The sequence below is a fragment of the Heyndrickxia camelliae genome (assembly GCF_002844575.1).
Taxonomy (GTDB): Bacteria; Bacillota; Bacilli; order Bacillales; family Bacillaceae_C; genus Margalitia; species Margalitia camelliae.
This window is the reverse complement of sequence record NZ_PIQO01000003.1, coordinates 249,757-269,599: the sequence shown is the minus strand read 5'-3', so window position 1 is coordinate 269,599 and position 19,843 is coordinate 249,757. Positions and strand designations below refer to the sequence as shown.

Here is a 19,843-nt window from a genome sequence, read left to right as displayed (position 1 = left end):
TTTTTTCGGGAAAATTTCAATAAATAGAAGGAATTTAAATTGAATTGTCGAAAATGTTTATAGTACAAAATTGTAAAGGGATAAACTGAGGAGGAAACTGCTAGTGAAGAAAATTAAAGTTTTTGTCGTGGATGATAATCGTGAATTAGTATCATTATTAGAGGAATTTATTTCCTCTCAAGATGATATGGAAATAGCTGGTGCGGCGTATAATGGACAAGAATGCTTAGAATTAATGGAAGAAGCTGCTCCAGATGTACTTATACTAGATATTATCATGCCGCATCTGGATGGACTTGGAGTATTGGAAAAACTAAGAGAGTTAAATCTTAATCCTATGCCGAATGTGATTATGTTAACCGCCTTTGGACAAGAAGATGTAACGAAAAAGGCAGTTGAACTTGGGGCATCATATTTTATTTTAAAACCATTTGATATGGACAATTTGGCAAATCAAATTCGTCAAGTTAGTGGAAAAGGTAGCTCGGTTATTAAAAGAACTTCTTCAACTGTTCGAAATAATGTAGAACCAAAAACCAAAAATTTAGATGCTAGTATCACGAGTATTATTCATGAAATTGGAGTTCCTGCTCATATCAAAGGATATCTTTATTTACGTGAAGCGATTTCCATGGTATACAATGATATTGAATTATTAGGATCGATAACGAAAGTTCTCTATCCAGATATCGCAAAAAAATACAATACAACTGCCAGCCGTGTGGAAAGGGCTATTCGTCATGCAATAGAAGTTGCGTGGAGCCGTGGAAATATCGACTCCATTTCTTCGTTATTTGGCTATACGGTAAGTATGTCTAAAGCAAAACCTACGAACAGTGAATTCATTGCAATGGTGGCTGATAAATTGCGTTTGGAACATAAGGCTAGTTAAGTAAAGTGTAGGAAACGGCACCCTGATACATACAGGGTGCCGTTATGAATGTGATTAAGCTATTCAATTATTTAAGTTTGTATATATTTCATGCAAAGAATATCGCTGTATTTTTTATAAAATAGGAAAAATAAAAGGCATGGGTCCATAATAGACACATGCCTTTTAATCGCTTTTTAGCTGATTAGTTTTTTTGAACGTTAGCTGCTTGAGGTCCACGAGCGCCTTGTTCAATATCAAATGTTACTTTTTGACCTTCTTCAAGTGATTTAAAACCGTCGCCTTGAATCGCTGAGAAGTGAACGAATACATCGTCTCCGCCTTCAACTTCAATGAAGCCGAAACCTTTTTCATTGTTAAACCATTTAACTGTACCTTGTGACATGCTATTTCCTCCTAATTGTGTTCGCACACAATGTATTACTATCCTTGCTCAAGTGATATAGGCGATAAGTATTTAAACACTTTCTTTCCTTACATACCGAACAAAAATAATTCCTCTTTAAGCATAACAATTTATGCGATAATAAGCAAGTAGGATATAGAATATAAATAAATTTTATTTTGGAAAGGATTTTATTTAACCAATAATTTTCAATTTCTTTATATTCTTTTATTAAACCATATAATAGAATGTAGTAAAGGATTTTAATGTTAAAGGAAGTGACAGCATGACACTCATTTTTGCTCACCGTGGTGCAGCTGGTACATATCCAGAAAATACGATGGATGCATTTATTGCAGCAGAAAAATGCGGTGCGGATGGAATTGAACTGGATGTTCAACTTTCCAAAGATGGTGAGATCGTTGTGATACATGATGAAACAGTTAATAGAACGACCAATGGAAAAGGCTTCGTGAAAGATTTTAATATCAAAGATTTACAAAAATTAAATGCCAGCTATCATTCAAAATCGGTAAAAACTTTTTTTAAAGTTCCGCATATTCCTTCTTTAAGAGAGGTCTTCGACTGGATGAAAACGAATGACCTTCTATGCAATATTGAATTCAAAACAGGGAAAATCGAATATCCCTATATTGAGGAGAAGGTTATTCAATTAATTCGAGAGTACGGATTCGAGGAGAGAATAATTATTTCTTCTTTTAATCATTATTCTATTATTCACTGCTATCGTTTAGCGCCGGAAATTGAAATTGCACCACTTTATTCTGATGGACTTTTTATGCCATGGGTATATGCTGCCTCCATTCACGCAAAAGGAATTCATCCAAATTATAAAATAGCACCGGATGATATTATAAACTCAGCAATGGAATATGGAATTCAAGTTCGTCCCTATACAGTCAACAAAGAAAAGGATATAAAAAGATTACTAGCTCTTTCCTGTTCTGCTATCATTACGGACTTCCCCAAAGAAGCTGTTGAATTAAGAAATGCATATATAAAATAAAAAAATCTGCAAAGGAATATGCAGATTTTTTTATGCCCTTTTACTAAACTTCTTCTGAACTTTATTACGCTTCCGATCGCGATGAAAGATAAACCCAGCAATAAAACCAAGCCCGCCGGCAAAGAAAATAAAACCAACTAAGAATTGAAGCCATAAATAGGGGAAGGGATGTTGTAATATTCCGAACAGCATATCCCTCATTAATTTTATTCCAATCGCTGCAAGAATACCGGGAATCACCATGATGAGCAATGCGATTAATCGTATCATCTTAAAAACTCCTTATTTTTCACTTAAGAAAATGATATCTTACCCATTAAATTTGTCAAGCATACACTTTTTCCTTACAATATAAACATGAAAAAAATTGCAATTTCAGGAGGAAAAAAATTGCAAAATGTATTAGTGGTCGGTGGTGGAAAGGGTGGAACCGCCATTTTAAAAATATTCAAAAATAGTCATGATTTTAATGTTATTGCGGTTACAGACCCTAATGAAGATGCTCTTGGTATAAAGCTTGCAAAAGAGTACGGAATTGCAGTCGGGAAGGACTGGAAAACCTTTATAAACGATCCTGTTGATCTTATTGTGGAAGTGACGGGTGATGAGGGGGTCTATCGGGAAATCCTTGAAAAATGTAAAAAAGAAACAATACTTATTCCAGGAAGTATTGCATTCCTTATTGCAAAGCTACTAGATGAAAAAGAAAATTTAATAAAGCAATTGAAAGAAGAGTCCTATAAACATCAATTGATATTGAATTCAACAGATGAAGCAATGGTTGTGATTGATAATGAAGGAACCATCATTTTCTTTAATCGCAGTGCAGAACGAATGACTGAAGCGCCAATAACAGAAGCAGTTGGCAGCCATATCCTCGAAATTATTCCTAATAGTAAGCTGTTACGAGTTATTCAAACGAGAAGAATGGAAGCAAATCAGGAAACAGAGTTAAAGAATGGAAAAAAAATAATCACGACCCGAATTCCAATGATTACGGAAACTAATGAGGTAATTGGAGCTATTGCCGTTTTTAAAGATGTTTCCGAAGTTGTATCGCTTGCAGAAGAAATTACGAATTTAAAAGAGATTCAAACCATGCTCGAAGCAATTATACAGTCTAGTGATGATGCCATTTCTGTTGTGGATGAGTATGGCAGGGGGATTTTAATTAATCCTGCATACACACGCATTACAGGATTAACAGAAGATCAAGTAATTGGTCAACCTGCAACGGCTGATATCTCGGAAGGGGAAAGCATGCATTTTAAGGTTCTCCAAACAAGAAGACCTGTACGCGGTGTTAAAATGTTGGTAGGTCCAATGAAAAAAGAAGTGATTGTCAATGTAGCCCCTATTATCGTGAATGGGAAATTGAAAGGCAGTGTAGGTGTTATTCACGATGTTACAGAAATACAATCATTGACGAAAGAGCTTCACCTTGCAAGGCAAATTATTCGAACGTTAGAAGCGAAATATACTTTTGTGGATATTATTAGCCATTCGGAAGAAATGAATATTTCTGTGGAACAAGCAAAGTTAGCAGCAAAGACCCCAGTTACCATTCTTTTGCGAGGGGAGTCTGGGACAGGGAAAGAACTGTTTGCACATGCCATACATAATGCCAGTGACCGAAGATACAATAAGTTTGTTCGGGTGAACTGTGCAGCAATTTCAGAATCGTTGTTGGAGAGCGAATTATTTGGGTATGAGGAAGGTGCTTTTTCTGGAGCCAAAAGAGGCGGTAAAAAAGGGTTGTTCGAAGAAGCTAATAACGGCAGCATCTTTTTGGATGAAATAGGTGAGCTGAGTATTAACACTCAAGCAAAATTGTTACGTGTTTTACAAGAAAATGAGATAATACGCGTTGGCGGGACAAAACCTATACCAATAAATGTAAGAATCATCGCTGCCACACATGTTAATTTAGAAAAAGCGATTGCGAATGGCTCTTTCCGAGAAGATTTATATTATCGTCTAAATCGTATGCCTATTCAAATACCGCCATTAAGAAATAGAAAGAAGGAAATTCCTTTTTTATGTGAGCGTCTCATCCAAAAAATTAATCGTGATTACGGGAGAAATGTAGAAGGCGTTACTTCAGCGGCTATGAAGGTTTTAATGAATTATAATTGGCCAGGTAATGTGCGAGAACTGGAGAATATTTTGGGACGTGCTATTATTTTCATGGATTATAGCGAAATTAATATTGATGTGAAACATTTAGGGTTTTTATCTTCTGAATCAAGTATACATACATCCTCTTCCAATATTCACGTAAAAAATAAGGATTTGACAAGGATGGTCGAGGATTTTGAAAGCCAAGTTATAAAAGAAACACTGGAAAACAATCATGGAAACAAGACTGCAACTGCAAAACAATTAGGTATTTCACTAAGAAATCTTTACTACAAATTAGATAAATATGACCTTGCAAACAATAGCACGCAATAATTTGCATGGTATGAAAATTATTGCGTGGTTTTAAGAAGGGTAGTTAGTGTTCTATTTATGGAATTTTTTTCAGAAGAACCTGATGTTAAAAGGAATTTATTTAGAATAGACATAAAAAAATGAAGTTGGTACGATAATTGCATTATAATAAGTGTTGTTAAAAATGAACAAAAAGGGGTTGAAGCAGCAGGAATGGATTTAGACCAATTAGTAAATACAGCAACCCAAAATGGAAAGGCCACAGTGGCAGTGGCAGTCGCTGAAGATATCGAGGTGCTGGAGGCAGTTTCATTAGCCCACCAAAAAAAATTAGGGAAGTTTATCTTGTTTGGTGACTCAAATCAAATTCATTTACTTTTAAGTGAGTACGAACCCCATCTTTTGGAGAATAACGATATTATTATAAAACATGTCCATTCGCCTGAGGAGGCATGTACACAAGCTGTCAAGGCAGTCAAAAATAATGAGGCTACCGTATTAATGAAAGGAAATGTTGCGACAGCTACAATATTAAAAGCAGTATTAAATAGAGAGTATGGATTAAGGACGGATAAAGTTCTATCACATATTGCTGTTTTTAAAGTTCCAAGCTATGAACGGTTTATTCTTTTAACGGATGCTGCTATGAATATTGCACCAAATCTCGATCAGAAGGAACAAATCGTTCAAAATGCAGTACAGCTTGCACATGCTATCGGGATTCATTGTCCAAAGGTAGCCGCTTTAGCTGCGGTGGAATTGGTCAATCCAAGTATGCAAGCAACGGTTGATGCAGCTGCATTAAGTGAAATGAATAGAAATGGAAAGATAAGCGGTTGTCGGATTGAAGGACCGCTGGCACTTGATATTGCAATCTCAGAAGAAGCTGCCAGACATAAAGGGATTGAAAATGATGTGGCAGGATTAGCTGACATACTTCTCGTTCCTAATATTGAAACAGGTAATGTACTTTATAAGTCATTAATTTATTTTGCGAAGGCGCAAGTAGGTGCTATGATAGCAGGAGCGACTGCACCAATCGTGTTAACATCACGGTCTGATAGTGCAAAAAGCAAACTTTATTCACTTGCGTTGGCCATTTGTACAACTAAAAATTTGTAAAGGGGAATGAACAATGAAAATTTTTGAATACATGGGAAAATATGATTATGAGCAATTATTATTCTGTCAAGATGAACAATCAGGATTAAAAGCAATTATTGCCATTCATGATACAACACTTGGACCAGCTCTTGGTGGTACTAGAATGTGGACGTATGAGTCTGAAGAGGCTGCAATCGAGGATGCGCTTCGGTTAGCGCGCGGAATGACATATAAAAATGCTGCTGCTGGGTTAAACCTTGGTGGAGGCAAGACAGTAATTATCGGTGATCCAAAAAAAGACAAAAACGAAGAAATGTTCCGTGCATTTGGACGTTTTATTCAAGGTTTAAATGGACGATATATAACAGCTGAAGATGTTGGTACAACCGTAGCAGATATGGACCTAATTCATGAAGAAACAAATTTCGTTACTGGTATTTCACCTGCATTTGGTTCTTCTGGAAATCCTTCACCGGTTACAGCTTATGGCTGCTATGTTGGAATGAAGGCTGCAGCTAAAGAAGCATTTGGAAATGACTCACTAGAAGGACTTACTGTGGCAGTACAAGGTGTAGGAAACGTTGCTTTTGAAATGTGCCGTTATTTACATGAGGAAGGTGCAAAATTAATTGTGACCGACATTAATAAGGAAGCAGTAAGTCGTGCAGTAGAACAGTTTGGTGCTGTAGCAGTGGACCCTAACGATATTTACAGTGTGGATTGTGATATTTTTGCACCTTGTGCACTTGGAGCAATTATAAATGATGATACAATTCCACAATTAAAGGCTAAAGTTATTGCAGGATCTGCTAATAATCAATTAAAGGAGACTCGCCACGGTGATTTAATTCATGAAATGGGTATCGTCTATGCACCGGATTTTGTTATCAATGCTGGTGGAGTTATCAATGTCGCAGACGAACTTTATGGATATAACCGTGACCGTGCAATGAAAAAGGTTGAAGGTATTTATAATAGCATTGAAAAAATAATCGAAATTTCTAAGCGCGATGGAATTCCAACCTATGTAGCTGCAGATCGCATGGCTGAGGAAAGAATTGCAAAAGTTTCCAAGTCTAGAAGCCAGTTCTTATTGAATAACCGCCATATCTTAAGTAATCGTGCATAATTAGTAGATAAAGCGCCTCACTTCTAGCTTCTCTTCGTGGTTTTGGCATAAAAGCCTTGAGACCTTTAATGGCTATAAGTGAGGCGTTTCGTTCCTAGCATAAGGATATATGTTAGTTTTTAATCTGATGTTGAATGGAGATCTATATAGAAAGAATCAGACCTACTCTGTATTTTTATAATCTAACCGTTAACTTCTAAATACTAGAAAGCACATCAATTGGAGGTAACAATGTCGTTATTAGTTGCCAATTTTAGAATACTTGTTATAAACCCAGGATCTACTTCCACTAAAATAGGTATTTTCGAGAATGAACATCCTATTTTAGAAAAAACAATCCGGCATAAAACAGAGGAAATTCAACAGTTTGAAAATGTAATTGATCAATATGAATTCCGCAAACAGACAATATTAGAGACATTAGATGAAGAAGGCATTAATATTTCAAAACTGAGTGCTGTATGTGGACGAGGAGGATTACTTCGTCCTATTGAAGGCGGTACCTATTCTGTAAATGAGGCAATGCTTGAAGACTTGCGGATTGGATATTCGGGACAACATGCTTCTAATCTTGGGGGAATTATTGCTTTCGAAATAGCTAAAGGATTAAACATCCCATCCTTTATAGTGGATCCAGTTGTAGTAGATGAATTGGAACCCCTGGCTAGAATATCTGGCTTTTCTCTTATTGAAAGAAAAAGTATCTTTCATGCTTTAAATCAAAAGGCAGTCGCTAGAAAAGTGGCTAAACAACTGGGGAAAAGGTATGATCAGCTCCATTTGATTATTGTCCATATGGGTGGTGGAATTACTGTAGGCGTCCATAAAAATGGAAGGGTAATCGATGTTAACAACGGACTTAATGGCGAAGGTCCGTTTAGTCCGGAAAGAGCAGGTACAGTTCCAGCAGGAGATCTTATTGACCTTTGTTATTCTGGTGAGTATTATCGCAATGAATTGACGAAGAAATTAGTTGGCCAAGGTGGTCTAGTTGGATATTTGGGTACAAACGATGCTGTTAAGGTGGAAGAAATGATTGCAGAAGGCGACGAATATGCAAAGCTCATTTATGATGCGATGGCATATCAAGTGGCGAAAGAAATTGGGTCAGCAAGTGCAGTATTAAAGGGGAAAGTTGATGCAATCGTACTTACTGGCGGTTTAGCATATGGGAAATCTTTTGTACAATCTATTAGTGATTATGTTAGCTGGATTGCAGATGTTATAATTTATCCTGGAGAAAATGAGCTTCAAGCACTTGCAGAAGGGGCTTTAAGGGTTCTTATTGGAGAAGAAAGTGCAAAAGAATACCCAGGAGTATTAGAGAAAACCATACGATAAGGAGGTTCACCATATTGGCAAGAGAATATGATTTAGTCATATTAGGAGGCGGAACTGGCGGCTATGTAGCGGCAATCCGAGCTTCACAATTAGGTTTAAAGACAGCGATAGTAGAAAAAGGTAAACTCGGAGGTACATGCCTTCATCGTGGATGTATCCCGAGTAAAGCATTGCTTAGAAGTGCTGAGGTATATAAAACAACGAAACGCGGCGACGAGTTCGGAGTAGTGACCAGCGATGTTTCGCTAAACTTCAATCGTGTTCAAGAGAGAAAAAATGGAATAGTGGAAACTCTTCATAAAGGTGTCCAACATTTAATGAAGCAAGGAAAGATAGATGTATTTGAGGGAACAGGAACAATATTAGGACCATCTATTTTTTCTCCGATGCCTGGAACTATCTCAGTTGAATTGAAAACAGGTGAAGAAAATGAAATGCTGATTCCGAAAAATGTCATTATTGCAACAGGATCAAGACCAAAATCTTTACCAGGCTTAGATATTGACGGAGAGTTTGTTCTATCTTCGGATGAGGCGTTAGAACTTAAGAAATTGCCGAAGTCTATTGTAATTGTAGGCGGTGGAGTGATTGGAATTGAGTGGGCTTCTATGCTTTCCGATTTTGGTGTTGATGTAACAGTAATTGAATATGCAGATCGAATAGTTCCAACAGAAGATAAAGATATATCCAAGGAAATTCAGCGTTTAATGAAGAAAAAAGGAGTTAATATTGTTACTGGTGCAAAAGTTCTTTCTGAAACACTTCAAAAGGAAAATGATATGGTAACGATTAGTGCTGAATGGAATGGGGAAAAGAAGGAATTTACTGCTGAAAAACTTCTTGTTTCTGTAGGACGTGCAGCAAATACAGAAAATATTGGATTGCAAAATACGGAAATAGTTGTTGAAAAAGGATTTATCCAAGTAAATGAATATTATCAAACAAAGGAATCTCATATTTATGCAATTGGTGATGTTATCGGCGGTTTACAGCTTGCACATGTTGCTTCCCATGAGGGGATTGTAGCTGTTGAGCATATTGCCGGTAAAAAACCTTCACCAATTGATTACACACTTATTTCAAAGTGTATTTATAGTAACCCCGAAATCGCTAGCGTAGGCATAACAGAAGATGAAGCAACACAAAAAGGATATAATGTGAAGGTTGGGAAATTTTCTTTTAGAGCTATTGGAAAAGCTCTTGTCTATGGGGAAGCGGATGGCTTCGTGAAAATCATTGCTGATAAGAACACAAATGATGTCCTAGGTGTACATATGATAGGTCCACATGTAACAGATATGATTTCTGAGGCAGGGCTGGCCCGTGTTCTCGATGCAACACCATGGGAGATTGCACATACCATCCATCCTCATCCTACATTAAGTGAGGCAATTGGAGAGGCTGCCTTAGCAGTTGATGGAAAAGCAATACATGGTTAAGAAAAGCGAATGCGCCTTGATTATCGGCGTACGGATTTCGTAGTCTTCGACTGAGATAAAGGAAACACAGCGAGGAAGTACACGAGCTGATGTTGACTTATCGTAGGGAGGAGACGGAGAAATCAGCTAGCCGATAGGCGCTGGAGCTAATATAAAGAATAAAGACTAAATTTTTTATAAATAGGAGGTAGCAAAGTGGCTGAAAATCGTCATCAAGCACTAGGGTTAAGTGATGAAAAGGTGTTAGAAATGTATGAGACAATGCTTATGGCAAGACGTATTGACGAACGTATGTGGTTATTAAATCGTTCTGGAAAAATCCCTTTTGTTATTTCTTGCCAAGGGCAAGAAGCAGCACAAGTTGGAGCAGCATTCGCATTGGATCGTGAGAAGGATTATGTTTTGCCGTATTATCGTGATCTAGGGGTTGTTTTAACATTTGGAATGACCCCAACCGAAGTAATGTTATCTGGTTTTGCGAAAGCAGAGGATCCAAATTCGGGCGGAAGACAAATGCCTGGGCACTTCGGTCAAAAGAAAAATCGAATCGTAACAGGATCATCACCGGTTACAACACAAGTTCCACATGCTGTTGGAATTGCATTAGCTGGTAAAATGGAGAATAAAGATCTTGTGACCTTTGTAACATTTGGAGAAGGATCATCCAATCAAGGTGATTTTCATGAGGGTGCCAATTTCGCAGGGGTTCATAAATTACCAGTAATCTTTATGTGTGAGAATAATAAATACGCAATTTCTGTTCCGATTGAAAAGCAATTAGCTTGTGAAAAGGTTTCGGATCGTGCTATTGGTTATGGTATGCCGGGTGTAACAGTGGATGGGAATGATCCTTTAGAAGTATATAAAGCAGTTAAGGAAGCTGCAGACCGTGGCAGAAGAGGGGAAGGACCAACTTTAATCGAAACGGTATCTTATAGACTTACAGCTCATTCCTCGGATGATGATGATCGTGCTTATCGCTCGAAAGAAGAGGTGGATGCGGCTAAAGAAAAAGATTCTATCTTCACTTTTGCAGCCTATTTAAAAGAAGTTGGCGTTATGAATGAAGAGTTAGAAAAAGAAATTAATAATCGTGTCATGAAAATCGTAAATGAAGCAACGGATTATGCGGAAAATGCACCTTATGCTGATCCGGAAACAGCTTTGAAATTCGTTTACGCTCAAAATAAATAAGGCTGAACTGGAGGGAAATGGAATGCCAGTAATTTCATATATTGATGCAGTAACAATGGCTATTCGCGAAGAAATGGAACGCGATCCTAAAGTATTTGTATTAGGTGAGGATGTAGGTAAAAAAGGTGGTGTATTTAAGGCGACACAAGGCTTGTATGAACAATTTGGAGAGGATCGGGTTCTTGATACACCTTTAGCTGAATCTGCAATCGCTGGGGTTGGAATTGGTGCTGCTATGTATGGCATGAGACCAATTGCTGAAATGCAATTTGCTGATTTTATTATGCCCGCCGTTAACCAAATTATATCAGAAGCCGCGAAAATACGTTATCGTTCCAATAATGATTGGAACTGTCCTATCGTAATTCGGGCTCCATATGGCGGTGGAGTCCATGGTGCTCTCTATCATTCACAATCTGTTGAGGCTGTGTTTGCAAATCAACCAGGGTTGAAAATTGTGATGCCATCTACACCATATGATGTAAAAGGCTTGCTAAAAGCTGCTATTCGTGACGAGGACCCGGTCCTATTCTTTGAACATAAGAGGGCTTATCGTCTTATCAAAGGAGAAGTTCCCGAAGATGATTATGTGTTGCCAATTGGCAAAGCAGATGTAAAACGAAAAGGCGAGGATATTACGGTTATTACATATGGGCTTTGTGTACATTTTGCCCTGCAGGCGGCGGAACGTCTAGCTCAGGATGGGATAGAAGCACATATTTTAGATTTACGTACTGTCTATCCGCTTGATAAGGAAGCAATTATCGAAGCTGCTTCGAAAACAGGTAAAGTTCTTCTTTTAACGGAAGATACAAAGGAAGGAAGTATAATGAGTGAGGTTTCTGCTATTATTGCAGAAAATTGTTTATTTGACCTTGATGCGCCAATTATGCGCCTTGCTGGTCCGGACGTACCTGCTATGCCATATGCTCCTACAATGGAGAAATATTTTATGGTAAATCCTGATAAGGTTGAAAAAGCAATGCGTGAGCTTGCGGAATTTTAATAGAAGGAGGTCAACTATATGGCAATCGAAAACATTACAATGCCTCAATTAGGGGAAAGTGTAACGGAAGGTACCATAAGCAAATGGCTTGTATCTCCTGGTGATAAAGTGAATAAATATGATCCTATTGCTGAGGTAATGACCGATAAAGTGAATGCGGAAGTTCCATCTTCTTTTACCGGTGTTATCAAAGAATTGATCGCTTCAGAAGGGGATACATTAGCTGTAGGAGAGATTATTTGTACCATGGAAGTGGAAGGCGCAGAAGATAAGGGTACGCCAGCAATGGAGACTCCAAAAAAAGAAGAGGCATCTGCCCCAGCAATGGAGAATCCAGCTAATTCATCAGGGAAAATACGATATTCTCCTGCCGTTTTAAAATTATCACAAGAGCATAATATTGACCTTTCACAAGTAAAAGGAACTGGGAAGGAAGGACGCATCACCAGAAAGGACTTATTGAACATCATCGAATCGGGGTCTATTCCTGAAGAGAAAGCGCAAAATGCGCCAGAGCCAGCAGCAGTAAAACCTGAACCAGTTGTACAGTCTGGAAAACCTGCTGCACCAGCTTCTGCTCCAAATATTCCTGTAATTCCTGGAGATATTGAAATCCCAGTAACAGGTGTTAGAAAAGCAATTGCTGCAAATATGCTGCGTAGTAAACATGAAGCTCCACATGCATGGACTATGATGGAAGTGGATGCAACAAATCTCGTGGAATATCGTGATTCTATTAAGAACGAATTCAAAAAACGTGAAGGATTTAATATCACTTATTTTGCTTTCTTTGTAAAAGCAGTGGCACAAGCTCTAAAAGAATTTCCGCAAATTAATTCTATGTGGGCTGGGGATAAAATTATTCAAAAGAAAGATATTAATATCTCCATTGCGGTTGCAACAGACGATGCACTATTTGTTCCAGTTATCAAAAATGCAGATGATAAGTCTATCAAGGGTATTGCACGTGAAATAGTTGATTTAGCAAATAAAGTTCGAACTGGTACTCTAAAATCAGAGGATATGCAAGGCGGAACATTTACTGTAAATAACACTGGTTCTTTTGGATCTGTCCAATCAATGGGAATCATCAATTATCCGCAGGCAGCGATTCTCCAAGTCGAATCCATTGTGAAACGCCCTGTTGTGATGAATAATGGGATGATTGCAGTACGCGATATGGTAAATCTTTGTATGTCACTAGACCATCGGGTGCTAGACGGATTAGTATGCGGCCGTTTCCTGCAAAGGGTAAAAGCCATATTAGAAAACATATCAAAAGAAAATACATCCGTATACTAATGGAAAAACTGTCTAAACATAACGGGTTCTGTTTTGAAGTACAAAAACAAAATTCGCACTTTATTTCTCACGTTAAATAACTTTGAAATTTCATTAAAAAAAAGCACAGTGATTGATTCACTGTGCTTTTTTATTGAATGATTTGAATTTTTTACTGTTCTGTTTAAATAGGTGTTAAAGTAGAAATAAAGAGTCTGTGACGGTTTACACTTAATCTAACAGGTCAGGTGGTTTTTCAATATTTTGATTTTCGGTTTATTCATATACACAAATATTCCGATTCGAAGGTTTTTGAATGGGCAAGAAGGAAAAGTGGGAGAAACAACAACATCTGCCAGGAGTTAATTCTTAAATAAAAAAACTAAGCAATTTGGCGTGATTGTGGAGTAAACTGTGCTTTTAATTAAACAAGCTTCAATTAAAGAGAATAAAATAGGAAACCGACTCGATTTAAAATTTGAGTCGATTTTGTTTTTTCATGCATTTTTATTTTCTTTGTTTGTAAATTAACCGAGTTGTCGTTGACTTTATCAACGAATAGTGCGAACAGAACCCGTTAGTATAAACAGCGGTTTTTTATAAACATCCATTATTATTTAAAATTTTCTTGGATGTGGATGGAATCTATTGCATTTATATACTAAAATAATATTAGGTATATTCTAACTGAATTTTATATTCAGGTAATTGAAATCGGTTACATAACCGACCTGGTTAAGGGGGTATAACAGCTTGTCAACCAACCATAAAGATCTCAAGCAGCAATCATTCCCAACTTACTCGATGGATGAATGGATGACTGCGGTAAATAATTCATTGAAAAACAAATCAATGGATGCACTCTATAGCAACACATATGAAAATATAAGGTTAAAACCTTTGTATTCCAGTGAAGACTTAGATTTCACTAATATTGATCAATATTCAGGTTCCCGATTACGAATACGTGGTTTTGACTCACCAGGAGATCAACCTAAAACATGGAGGATTGCACAGAAAATCAAGAGACAGGATTGGGCAGAGGTAAAAAAAATATTAAAAAGGGCGTTGGAAAATGGCCAGGATTCGCTTTCATTTGACGTTGATTATTTGGAAAATGTAGACGATGTGAATTTCTCTGAACTAAATAATCAAAATGTTCCCTATTTTTTATTAACAAAACATCATTTCCACTTACTGCTGAAGAAGGCATTAGAAGTGGAACAGTCTCATTCTTTTGGAATTATTGCTATGGATTTGATTTCATGTAATCTGCATCAAGGAAAACTTGAAGCAGATAGTCCCCCAATATTAGAAAACTGGAGTTTACAAGTATTACGGGCACACCGTGAATTACCCAATATCAAAACTATTTTAATAGATACAACCCCGTTTCATAATGGTGGAGCAAATGCCGTGCAAGAATTAGCACTTGCATTAGCAGAGGCTATATTTTATATCGAGCATATGAGAAATAAAGATTGGGAGCCAAGTCAAGTGGCTAAAAAGCTCGTTTTCCATTTTGGAATTGGCGGAAATTTTTTTATGGAAGTTGCAAAATTAAGGGCTTTTCGAGCATTATGGACAACGGTGGCAAGGGCATATGGAATATCTCCTTATGAGGATCGTGTAGTTGTAAGCGCGGAAACCTCAACTTTTACGAAAACGGTGTTAGATCCTTATGTGAATATGCTTCGTTCTGGAAATGAAGCCTTTTCTGCTATTATAGGAGGAATTGATTATTTGCATGTTTCACCATATGATGAAATATTCCATGAGAATGGAGAGTTTTCGGCACGGATTGCAAGAAATACTCAACTTATATTACAAGAGGAAGCACATTTAAAAAGAATCGTAGATCCGGCAGGCGGATCCTATTATATAGAGTCATTGACAAACGAATTAGTAGAAAAGGCATGGGAACTATTTCAAAAAATTGATGCATTAGGTGGAATAGTAGAAGGGTTGAAATCAGGTTGGATTCAAAATGACATCAATCAAGTATTAAATAAACGACTTTTGGATGTAGAAACTAGAAAGCATTCCGTTATTGGGGCCAATGTATATGCGAATCCATCAGAACAAATTTCGTATACTAACACAAAGAATGAAAAAACAGGTGGTACTATTATTCCTATTACTTCGGTTAGAATAGCTCAAGCTTTCGAAAATTTGCGCGAACGAGCGCATGAGATGAAATTACAAGGAAAAAAATTATGTGCAGGGTTAATTTGTTTAGGTGAATTAAAGGATTATAAATCAAGAGCAGATTTTGTTACAGGTGTTTTGGCTACTGGCGGAATCACAACAGATTGGGGCCATAATTTCAGAAGTTTCGAAGAGATAAAGGAATTTATTTCGACTACAAAGTTTCCGTACTATTGTATTTGCGGTACTGATGATATGTACAAAGACTACGCAATGAAAATAGGAGAATGGGTTCAAGAAAATTATCCCGCTATTAAGATAGATATTTCTGGAAAATTCACTAGGGAGCAGATGGATAGCTACTGTAAAAGAGGAATCTCAGATTCCATTTACTTACATCAAAATATGGTACAAAAAATCACTTCATTATTGAATTTATGGGAGGTGTAACCCAGCGATGAAGCCAAATTTTCAGGATATCCATCCTTTCCATAGTTTAAAAGATGTGGAAACAAAAGAAAACAATTCACAAACAAATTACCATTCTCATGAATATATGACAAATGAAAAAATTAAGATTAAACCTATATATACAAACGAAGATTTAAAAGGATATACCCATCTTCAAGATCTTCCAGGACTTGAACCTTTTACAAGAGGCCCATACCCAACCATGTATATAAATCGGCCGTGGACAGTAAGACAATATGCTGGTTTTTCTACAGCGGAGGAAAGTAATGCCTTTTATCGCAGAAACTTGGCAATGGGACAAAAAGGATTATCTGTAGCCTTTGATTTAGCAACTCACCGCGGTTATGATTCTGATCACCCAAGGGTAACGGGGGATGTTGGAAAGGCTGGTGTTGCCATTGATTCTGTAGAAGATATGAAGATATTATTTGAGGGTATTCCATTAGAGCAAATGTCTGTATCCATGACTATGAATGGTGCAGTTTTACCAATTATGGCTTTTTATATCGTTACAGCTGAGGAACAGGGTGTAAGTACAGAACAACTGTCAGGTACCATCCAAAATGATATTTTAAAAGAATATATGGTTCGTAACACGTATATTTATCCCCCTGAAATGTCGATGAGGATTATCGCCGATATTTTTCAGTATACATCGCAAAAAATGCCAAAATTTAATAGTATATCTATTTCCGGTTATCACATGCAGGAAGCAGGTGCACCTGCTGATATTGAATTAGCTTACACACTTGCAGATGGTCTTGAATATGTACGAACAGGATTGAAAGCAGGTATCGATATTGATTCCTTTGCTCCAAGATTATCCTTTTTTTGGGCAATTGGCATGAATTATTTTATGGAAGTAGCAAAAATGAGGGCAGCTAGGAGAATCTGGGCACATTTAATGAAACAATTTGATCCGAAGAATCCTAAATCACTTGCATTGAGAACACACTCTCAAACATCAGGGTGGAGTCTTACAGAACAAGATCCTTATAACAATGTCATTCGTACGTTAGTCGAGGCACACGCAGCTGCGATGGGTCATACCCAGTCTCTTCATACAAATGCACTTGATGAAGCAATTGCTCTTCCAACTGATTTTTCGGCGCGTATTGCCCGAAATACCCAGCTGTATTTACAAGAAGAAACAGGTATTACAAAGACAATTGACCCTTGGGGAGGTTCTTATTATGTGGAATCTCTTACAGATGAACTGATGAAAAAAGCATGGCAGCATATTGATGAAATAGAAGCGCTAGGCGGGATGACAAAGGCGATTGAAACAGGGCTTCCGAAGATGAAGATTGAAGAAGCAGCCGCCAGAAGGCAAGCTTTTATTGATTCAAAAAAAGAGGCGATAATCGGAGTGAATCGTTATCGTTTAGAGCAAGAAGAACCGATTGATATTCTTAATATTGATAATGCAGTCGTTCGACAAAAGCAGATTGAAAGGCTGGAGCGTGTAAAAGCTGCACGTAATGAAATGGAAGTTCAAAGAACACTGCAATTTATTACGGAAGCAGTTAAAAATGGAAAAGAAAATTTATTGGAGGCGGCTGTTGCTGCTGCAAGAGCACGTGCAACTCTAGGTGAAATTTCTGATGCAATTGAAAAGGTATCGGGAAGGCATAAAGCTGTAATTCGTTCGGTTTCAGGGGTTTATGGTTCGAATTATTCCAATGAAGAGGAAATTCAAGAGGTTGTGGAAATGACTCAGCAATTTCTTGAAAACGAAGGAAGAAGACCACGAATCTTAATTGCAAAGATGGGACAGGATGGACATGACCGTGGGGCGAAAATAATTGCTACTGCTTTTGCGGATCTAGGATTTGATGTTGATATCGGTCCTTTGTTCCAAACACCTGAAGAAACAGCGAGACAGGCAGCAGAAAATGATGTTCATGTTATTGGAGTAAGCTCTTTAGCAGCAGGACATAAGACATTATTACCAGAGTTAATAAAAGAGCTGAAAGCAATCGGGAGAGAGGATATTATTGTGGTTATTGGGGGGGTTATTCCTGCACAGGATTATCCATTCTTAAAGGAAAACGGAGCGGTAGCTATTTTTGGCCCGGGAACAGTTATTCCAGTTGCAGCACAAAAAGTTATTGAAGAGATATATCGTCGTTTGGGATATGAGGAAGTGATGGAGTAAATGGAAGGGACAAATCGCCCAGAATGGTCAGAAAATAATCAGTCGTTTTCTTCTTCGTATATGCCGGGAGTCCATTCGATGCATGATGGTCTTCAATCTTACAAAAAAAAGAAATTTCAAAAGGTGATGGACACAGATATATCTACAGAGGTTTTGGCTGACAAGGTAATGAGCGGTGACCGGATAATGCTGTCGAAAGCTATTACCCTAATCGAAAGCAATGCCAGACAGCATTATCAAAAAGCTCAGGAATTATTACATCTCTTATTACCCAATATATGTCCTTCTATAAGAATAGGAATTACGGGGGTTCCTGGTGCTGGAAAAAGCACATTCATTGAAGAGTTTGGCTTCTCTTTATGTGAAAAAGGTTATAAAGTAGCCGTACTTGCTGTAGATCCCAGCTCAACGGTTAGTGGCGGAAGCATCTTAGGAGATAAAACAAGGATGGAAAGATTAGCTAGACATCCTAATGCTTTTATAAGGCCATCTCCTTCCACCGGGACACTTGGTGGAGTTCATCGAAAAACAAGGGAGAGCATCATTGCATGTGAAGCAGCAGGCTATGATATTATCATCGTGGAAACAGTTGGAGTAGGGCAAAGCGAAGTCATTGTTCGTGGAATGGTTGATTTCTTTTTGCTCCTTGCTATCACCGGTGCAGGTGATGAGCTGCAAGGAATGAAAAAAGGAATTATGGAGCTTGCGGATGCGATTGTGGTGAATAAAGCAGATGGAGAAAACAAAAAATTGGCTGAAAAAACGAAACGGGAGTACAATCAAATTCTTCACTTTTTAATGCCTGCAACAAGGGGTTGGGAAACAAAGGCATATACTTGTTCAGCTTTATATGGTGATGGTATACAGGAAGTATGGAATACAATAACACTCTTCATTGAGAAGACAAAAAATAATGGGGCCTTTACAGAAAGACGGCAATCGCAAATAATAGAATGGTTGTTTGCTATGATACGTGAGCGCTTAGAAAATTCCTTTTTCCAGCATAATGAAATAAAGCAGTATCTGCCTTTCATTCAAGATGCAGTGGCGAAAGAAACGATCACCGTATCAAATGCAGTCGATGCTTTGTTTCAAAAATATGAATCAAGTTTTGAAAATAGATAATTTGTTTACTGCAGAAATATAAAAAGGGATAGCGCTTTTTACGCTATCCAAAAAAACATCTAGGGAGTTTAGGGGTATGGATCTAGATGTATTATTATCATACCCCTATTAGCAAAACTTAAACATTTAAAAAACAAAAATAAGATAGAACATTTGATAATCGTATAAAAAAACTGTTATTATTAAGGTGAGTTATGATAGGAAAGGAAGCGAAAAGCGTGAGCATGGACTTTAATATATTTATGAATGATGTTGTACGCCAAGCACGTGATGAAGCGGTCACTGCAGGCTATAAAGAATTAAAAACAGCAGATGAAGTAGAGGAAGCATTCAATCAAAAAGGCACTACTCTTGTTTTAGTAAATTCTGTTTGCGGTTGTGCAGGCGGTATTGCACGTCCTGCTGCAGCACATGCTGTACATTATGATAAACGACCAGACCACTTGGTAACAGTATTTGCAGGTCAAGATAAGGAAGCTACTGAAAAAGCACGCAGTTACTTTGTGGGATATCCACCATCCTCACCATCCTTCGCTTTACTGAAAGATGGTAAATTATGTACTATGGTAGAACGACATGAAATTGAAGGTCATGATCCAATGTCTGTTGTGAATAAATTACAAGAAACATTTGAAAAATATTGTGAAGAAGTGTAAAAAACCCGGATTTTTCCGGGTTTTTTACTACAAAAAAGACTCATGCGAAAACAT

At 37.5% G+C, this 19,843-nt stretch carries 16 protein-coding genes; 14 read left to right on the top strand and 2 right to left on the bottom strand.

Annotated elements, in window-relative coordinates:
- Positions 1–103 precede the first annotated feature (103 nt).
- Positions 104–892, top strand: coding sequence for a sporulation transcription factor Spo0A (spo0A, locus tag CWO92_RS06525; protein WP_101353388.1), 789 nt, complete (start codon positions 104–106; stop codon positions 890–892).
- Between the two features lie 184 nt (positions 893–1,076).
- On the opposite strand, the gene CWO92_RS06520 is transcribed toward spo0A, so the two are convergent.
- Complete coding sequence (locus CWO92_RS06520) at positions 1,077–1,277, bottom strand: cold-shock protein (RefSeq protein WP_101353387.1); 201 nt, start codon at positions 1,275–1,277, stop codon at positions 1,077–1,079.
- A 286-nt stretch (positions 1,278–1,563) separates the two neighbouring features.
- Here CWO92_RS06520 and CWO92_RS06515 point away from each other — a divergent pair, with 286 nt between their 5' ends.
- On the top strand, positions 1,564–2,304 hold the full coding sequence (locus CWO92_RS06515) for a glycerophosphodiester phosphodiesterase (protein ID WP_101353386.1): 741 nt from the start codon (positions 1,564–1,566) through the stop codon (positions 2,302–2,304).
- A gap of 30 nt (positions 2,305–2,334) precedes the next feature.
- Here CWO92_RS06515 and CWO92_RS06510 read toward each other — a convergent pair whose 3' ends face one another.
- Positions 2,335–2,574 (bottom strand): DUF2627 domain-containing protein, encoded by a 240-nt coding sequence (locus CWO92_RS06510; protein ID WP_101353385.1) that lies wholly within the window; start codon positions 2,572–2,574, stop codon positions 2,335–2,337.
- Between the two features lie 120 nt (positions 2,575–2,694).
- Here CWO92_RS06510 and CWO92_RS06505 point away from each other — a divergent pair, with 120 nt between their 5' ends.
- The 12 genes from CWO92_RS06505 to CWO92_RS06450 all read left to right on the top strand — a co-directional run bounded on the left by CWO92_RS06505 (position 2,695) and on the right by CWO92_RS06450 (position 19,789).
- Positions 2,695–4,758 (top strand): sigma-54 interaction domain-containing protein, encoded by a 2,064-nt coding sequence (locus CWO92_RS06505; RefSeq protein WP_101353384.1) that lies wholly within the window; start codon positions 2,695–2,697, stop codon positions 4,756–4,758.
- 192 nt (positions 4,759–4,950) lie between these two features.
- A complete protein-coding gene (gene yqiS / locus CWO92_RS06500) occupies positions 4,951–5,859 on the top strand; it encodes a phosphate butyryltransferase (RefSeq protein ID WP_101353383.1) in 909 nt (302 codons plus the stop codon).
- Positions 5,860–5,872: 13 nt separating this feature from the next.
- The gene (bcd, locus tag CWO92_RS06495) at positions 5,873–6,970 is read left to right on the top strand and encodes a branched-chain amino acid dehydrogenase (RefSeq protein ID WP_101353382.1); all 1,098 of its coding nucleotides are present in this window, start codon (positions 5,873–5,875) and stop codon (positions 6,968–6,970) included.
- Positions 6,971–7,201: 231 nt separating this feature from the next.
- A complete protein-coding gene (gene buk / locus CWO92_RS06490) occupies positions 7,202–8,311 on the top strand; it encodes a butyrate kinase (RefSeq protein WP_101353381.1) in 1,110 nt (369 codons plus the stop codon).
- Between the two features lie 14 nt (positions 8,312–8,325).
- Positions 8,326–9,750 (top strand): dihydrolipoyl dehydrogenase, encoded by a 1,425-nt coding sequence (gene lpdA / locus CWO92_RS06485; RefSeq protein WP_101353380.1) that lies wholly within the window; start codon positions 8,326–8,328, stop codon positions 9,748–9,750.
- 249 nt (positions 9,751–9,999) lie between these two features.
- Entirely contained in the window at positions 10,000–10,944 is a 945-nt protein-coding gene (locus CWO92_RS06480) for a thiamine pyrophosphate-dependent dehydrogenase E1 component subunit alpha (protein ID WP_235851568.1), read from the top strand.
- 22 nt (positions 10,945–10,966) lie between these two features.
- Positions 10,967–11,950, top strand: a complete 984-nt coding sequence (locus tag CWO92_RS06475; protein WP_101353378.1) for an alpha-ketoacid dehydrogenase subunit beta — start codon at positions 10,967–10,969, stop codon at positions 11,948–11,950.
- A gap of 18 nt (positions 11,951–11,968) precedes the next feature.
- The gene (locus CWO92_RS06470) at positions 11,969–13,252 is read left to right on the top strand and encodes a dihydrolipoamide acetyltransferase family protein (protein WP_101353377.1); all 1,284 of its coding nucleotides are present in this window, start codon (positions 11,969–11,971) and stop codon (positions 13,250–13,252) included.
- Positions 13,253–13,984: 732 nt separating this feature from the next.
- Entirely contained in the window at positions 13,985–15,829 is a 1,845-nt protein-coding gene (locus CWO92_RS06465; RefSeq protein WP_101353376.1) for a methylmalonyl-CoA mutase family protein, read from the top strand.
- A 7-nt stretch (positions 15,830–15,836) separates the two neighbouring features.
- Positions 15,837–18,008: a methylmalonyl-CoA mutase gene (scpA, locus tag CWO92_RS06460; RefSeq protein WP_101353375.1), complete on the top strand. Its 2,172-nt coding sequence runs from the start codon at positions 15,837–15,839 to the stop codon at positions 18,006–18,008.
- The gene (gene meaB / locus CWO92_RS06455) at positions 18,009–19,133 is read left to right on the top strand and encodes a methylmalonyl Co-A mutase-associated GTPase MeaB (protein WP_101353374.1); all 1,125 of its coding nucleotides are present in this window, start codon (positions 18,009–18,011) and stop codon (positions 19,131–19,133) included.
- Between the two features lie 218 nt (positions 19,134–19,351).
- Complete coding sequence (locus CWO92_RS06450; RefSeq protein ID WP_101353522.1) at positions 19,352–19,789, top strand: BrxA/BrxB family bacilliredoxin; 438 nt, start codon at positions 19,352–19,354, stop codon at positions 19,787–19,789.
- The last annotated feature ends 54 nt before the right edge of the window (positions 19,790–19,843 follow it).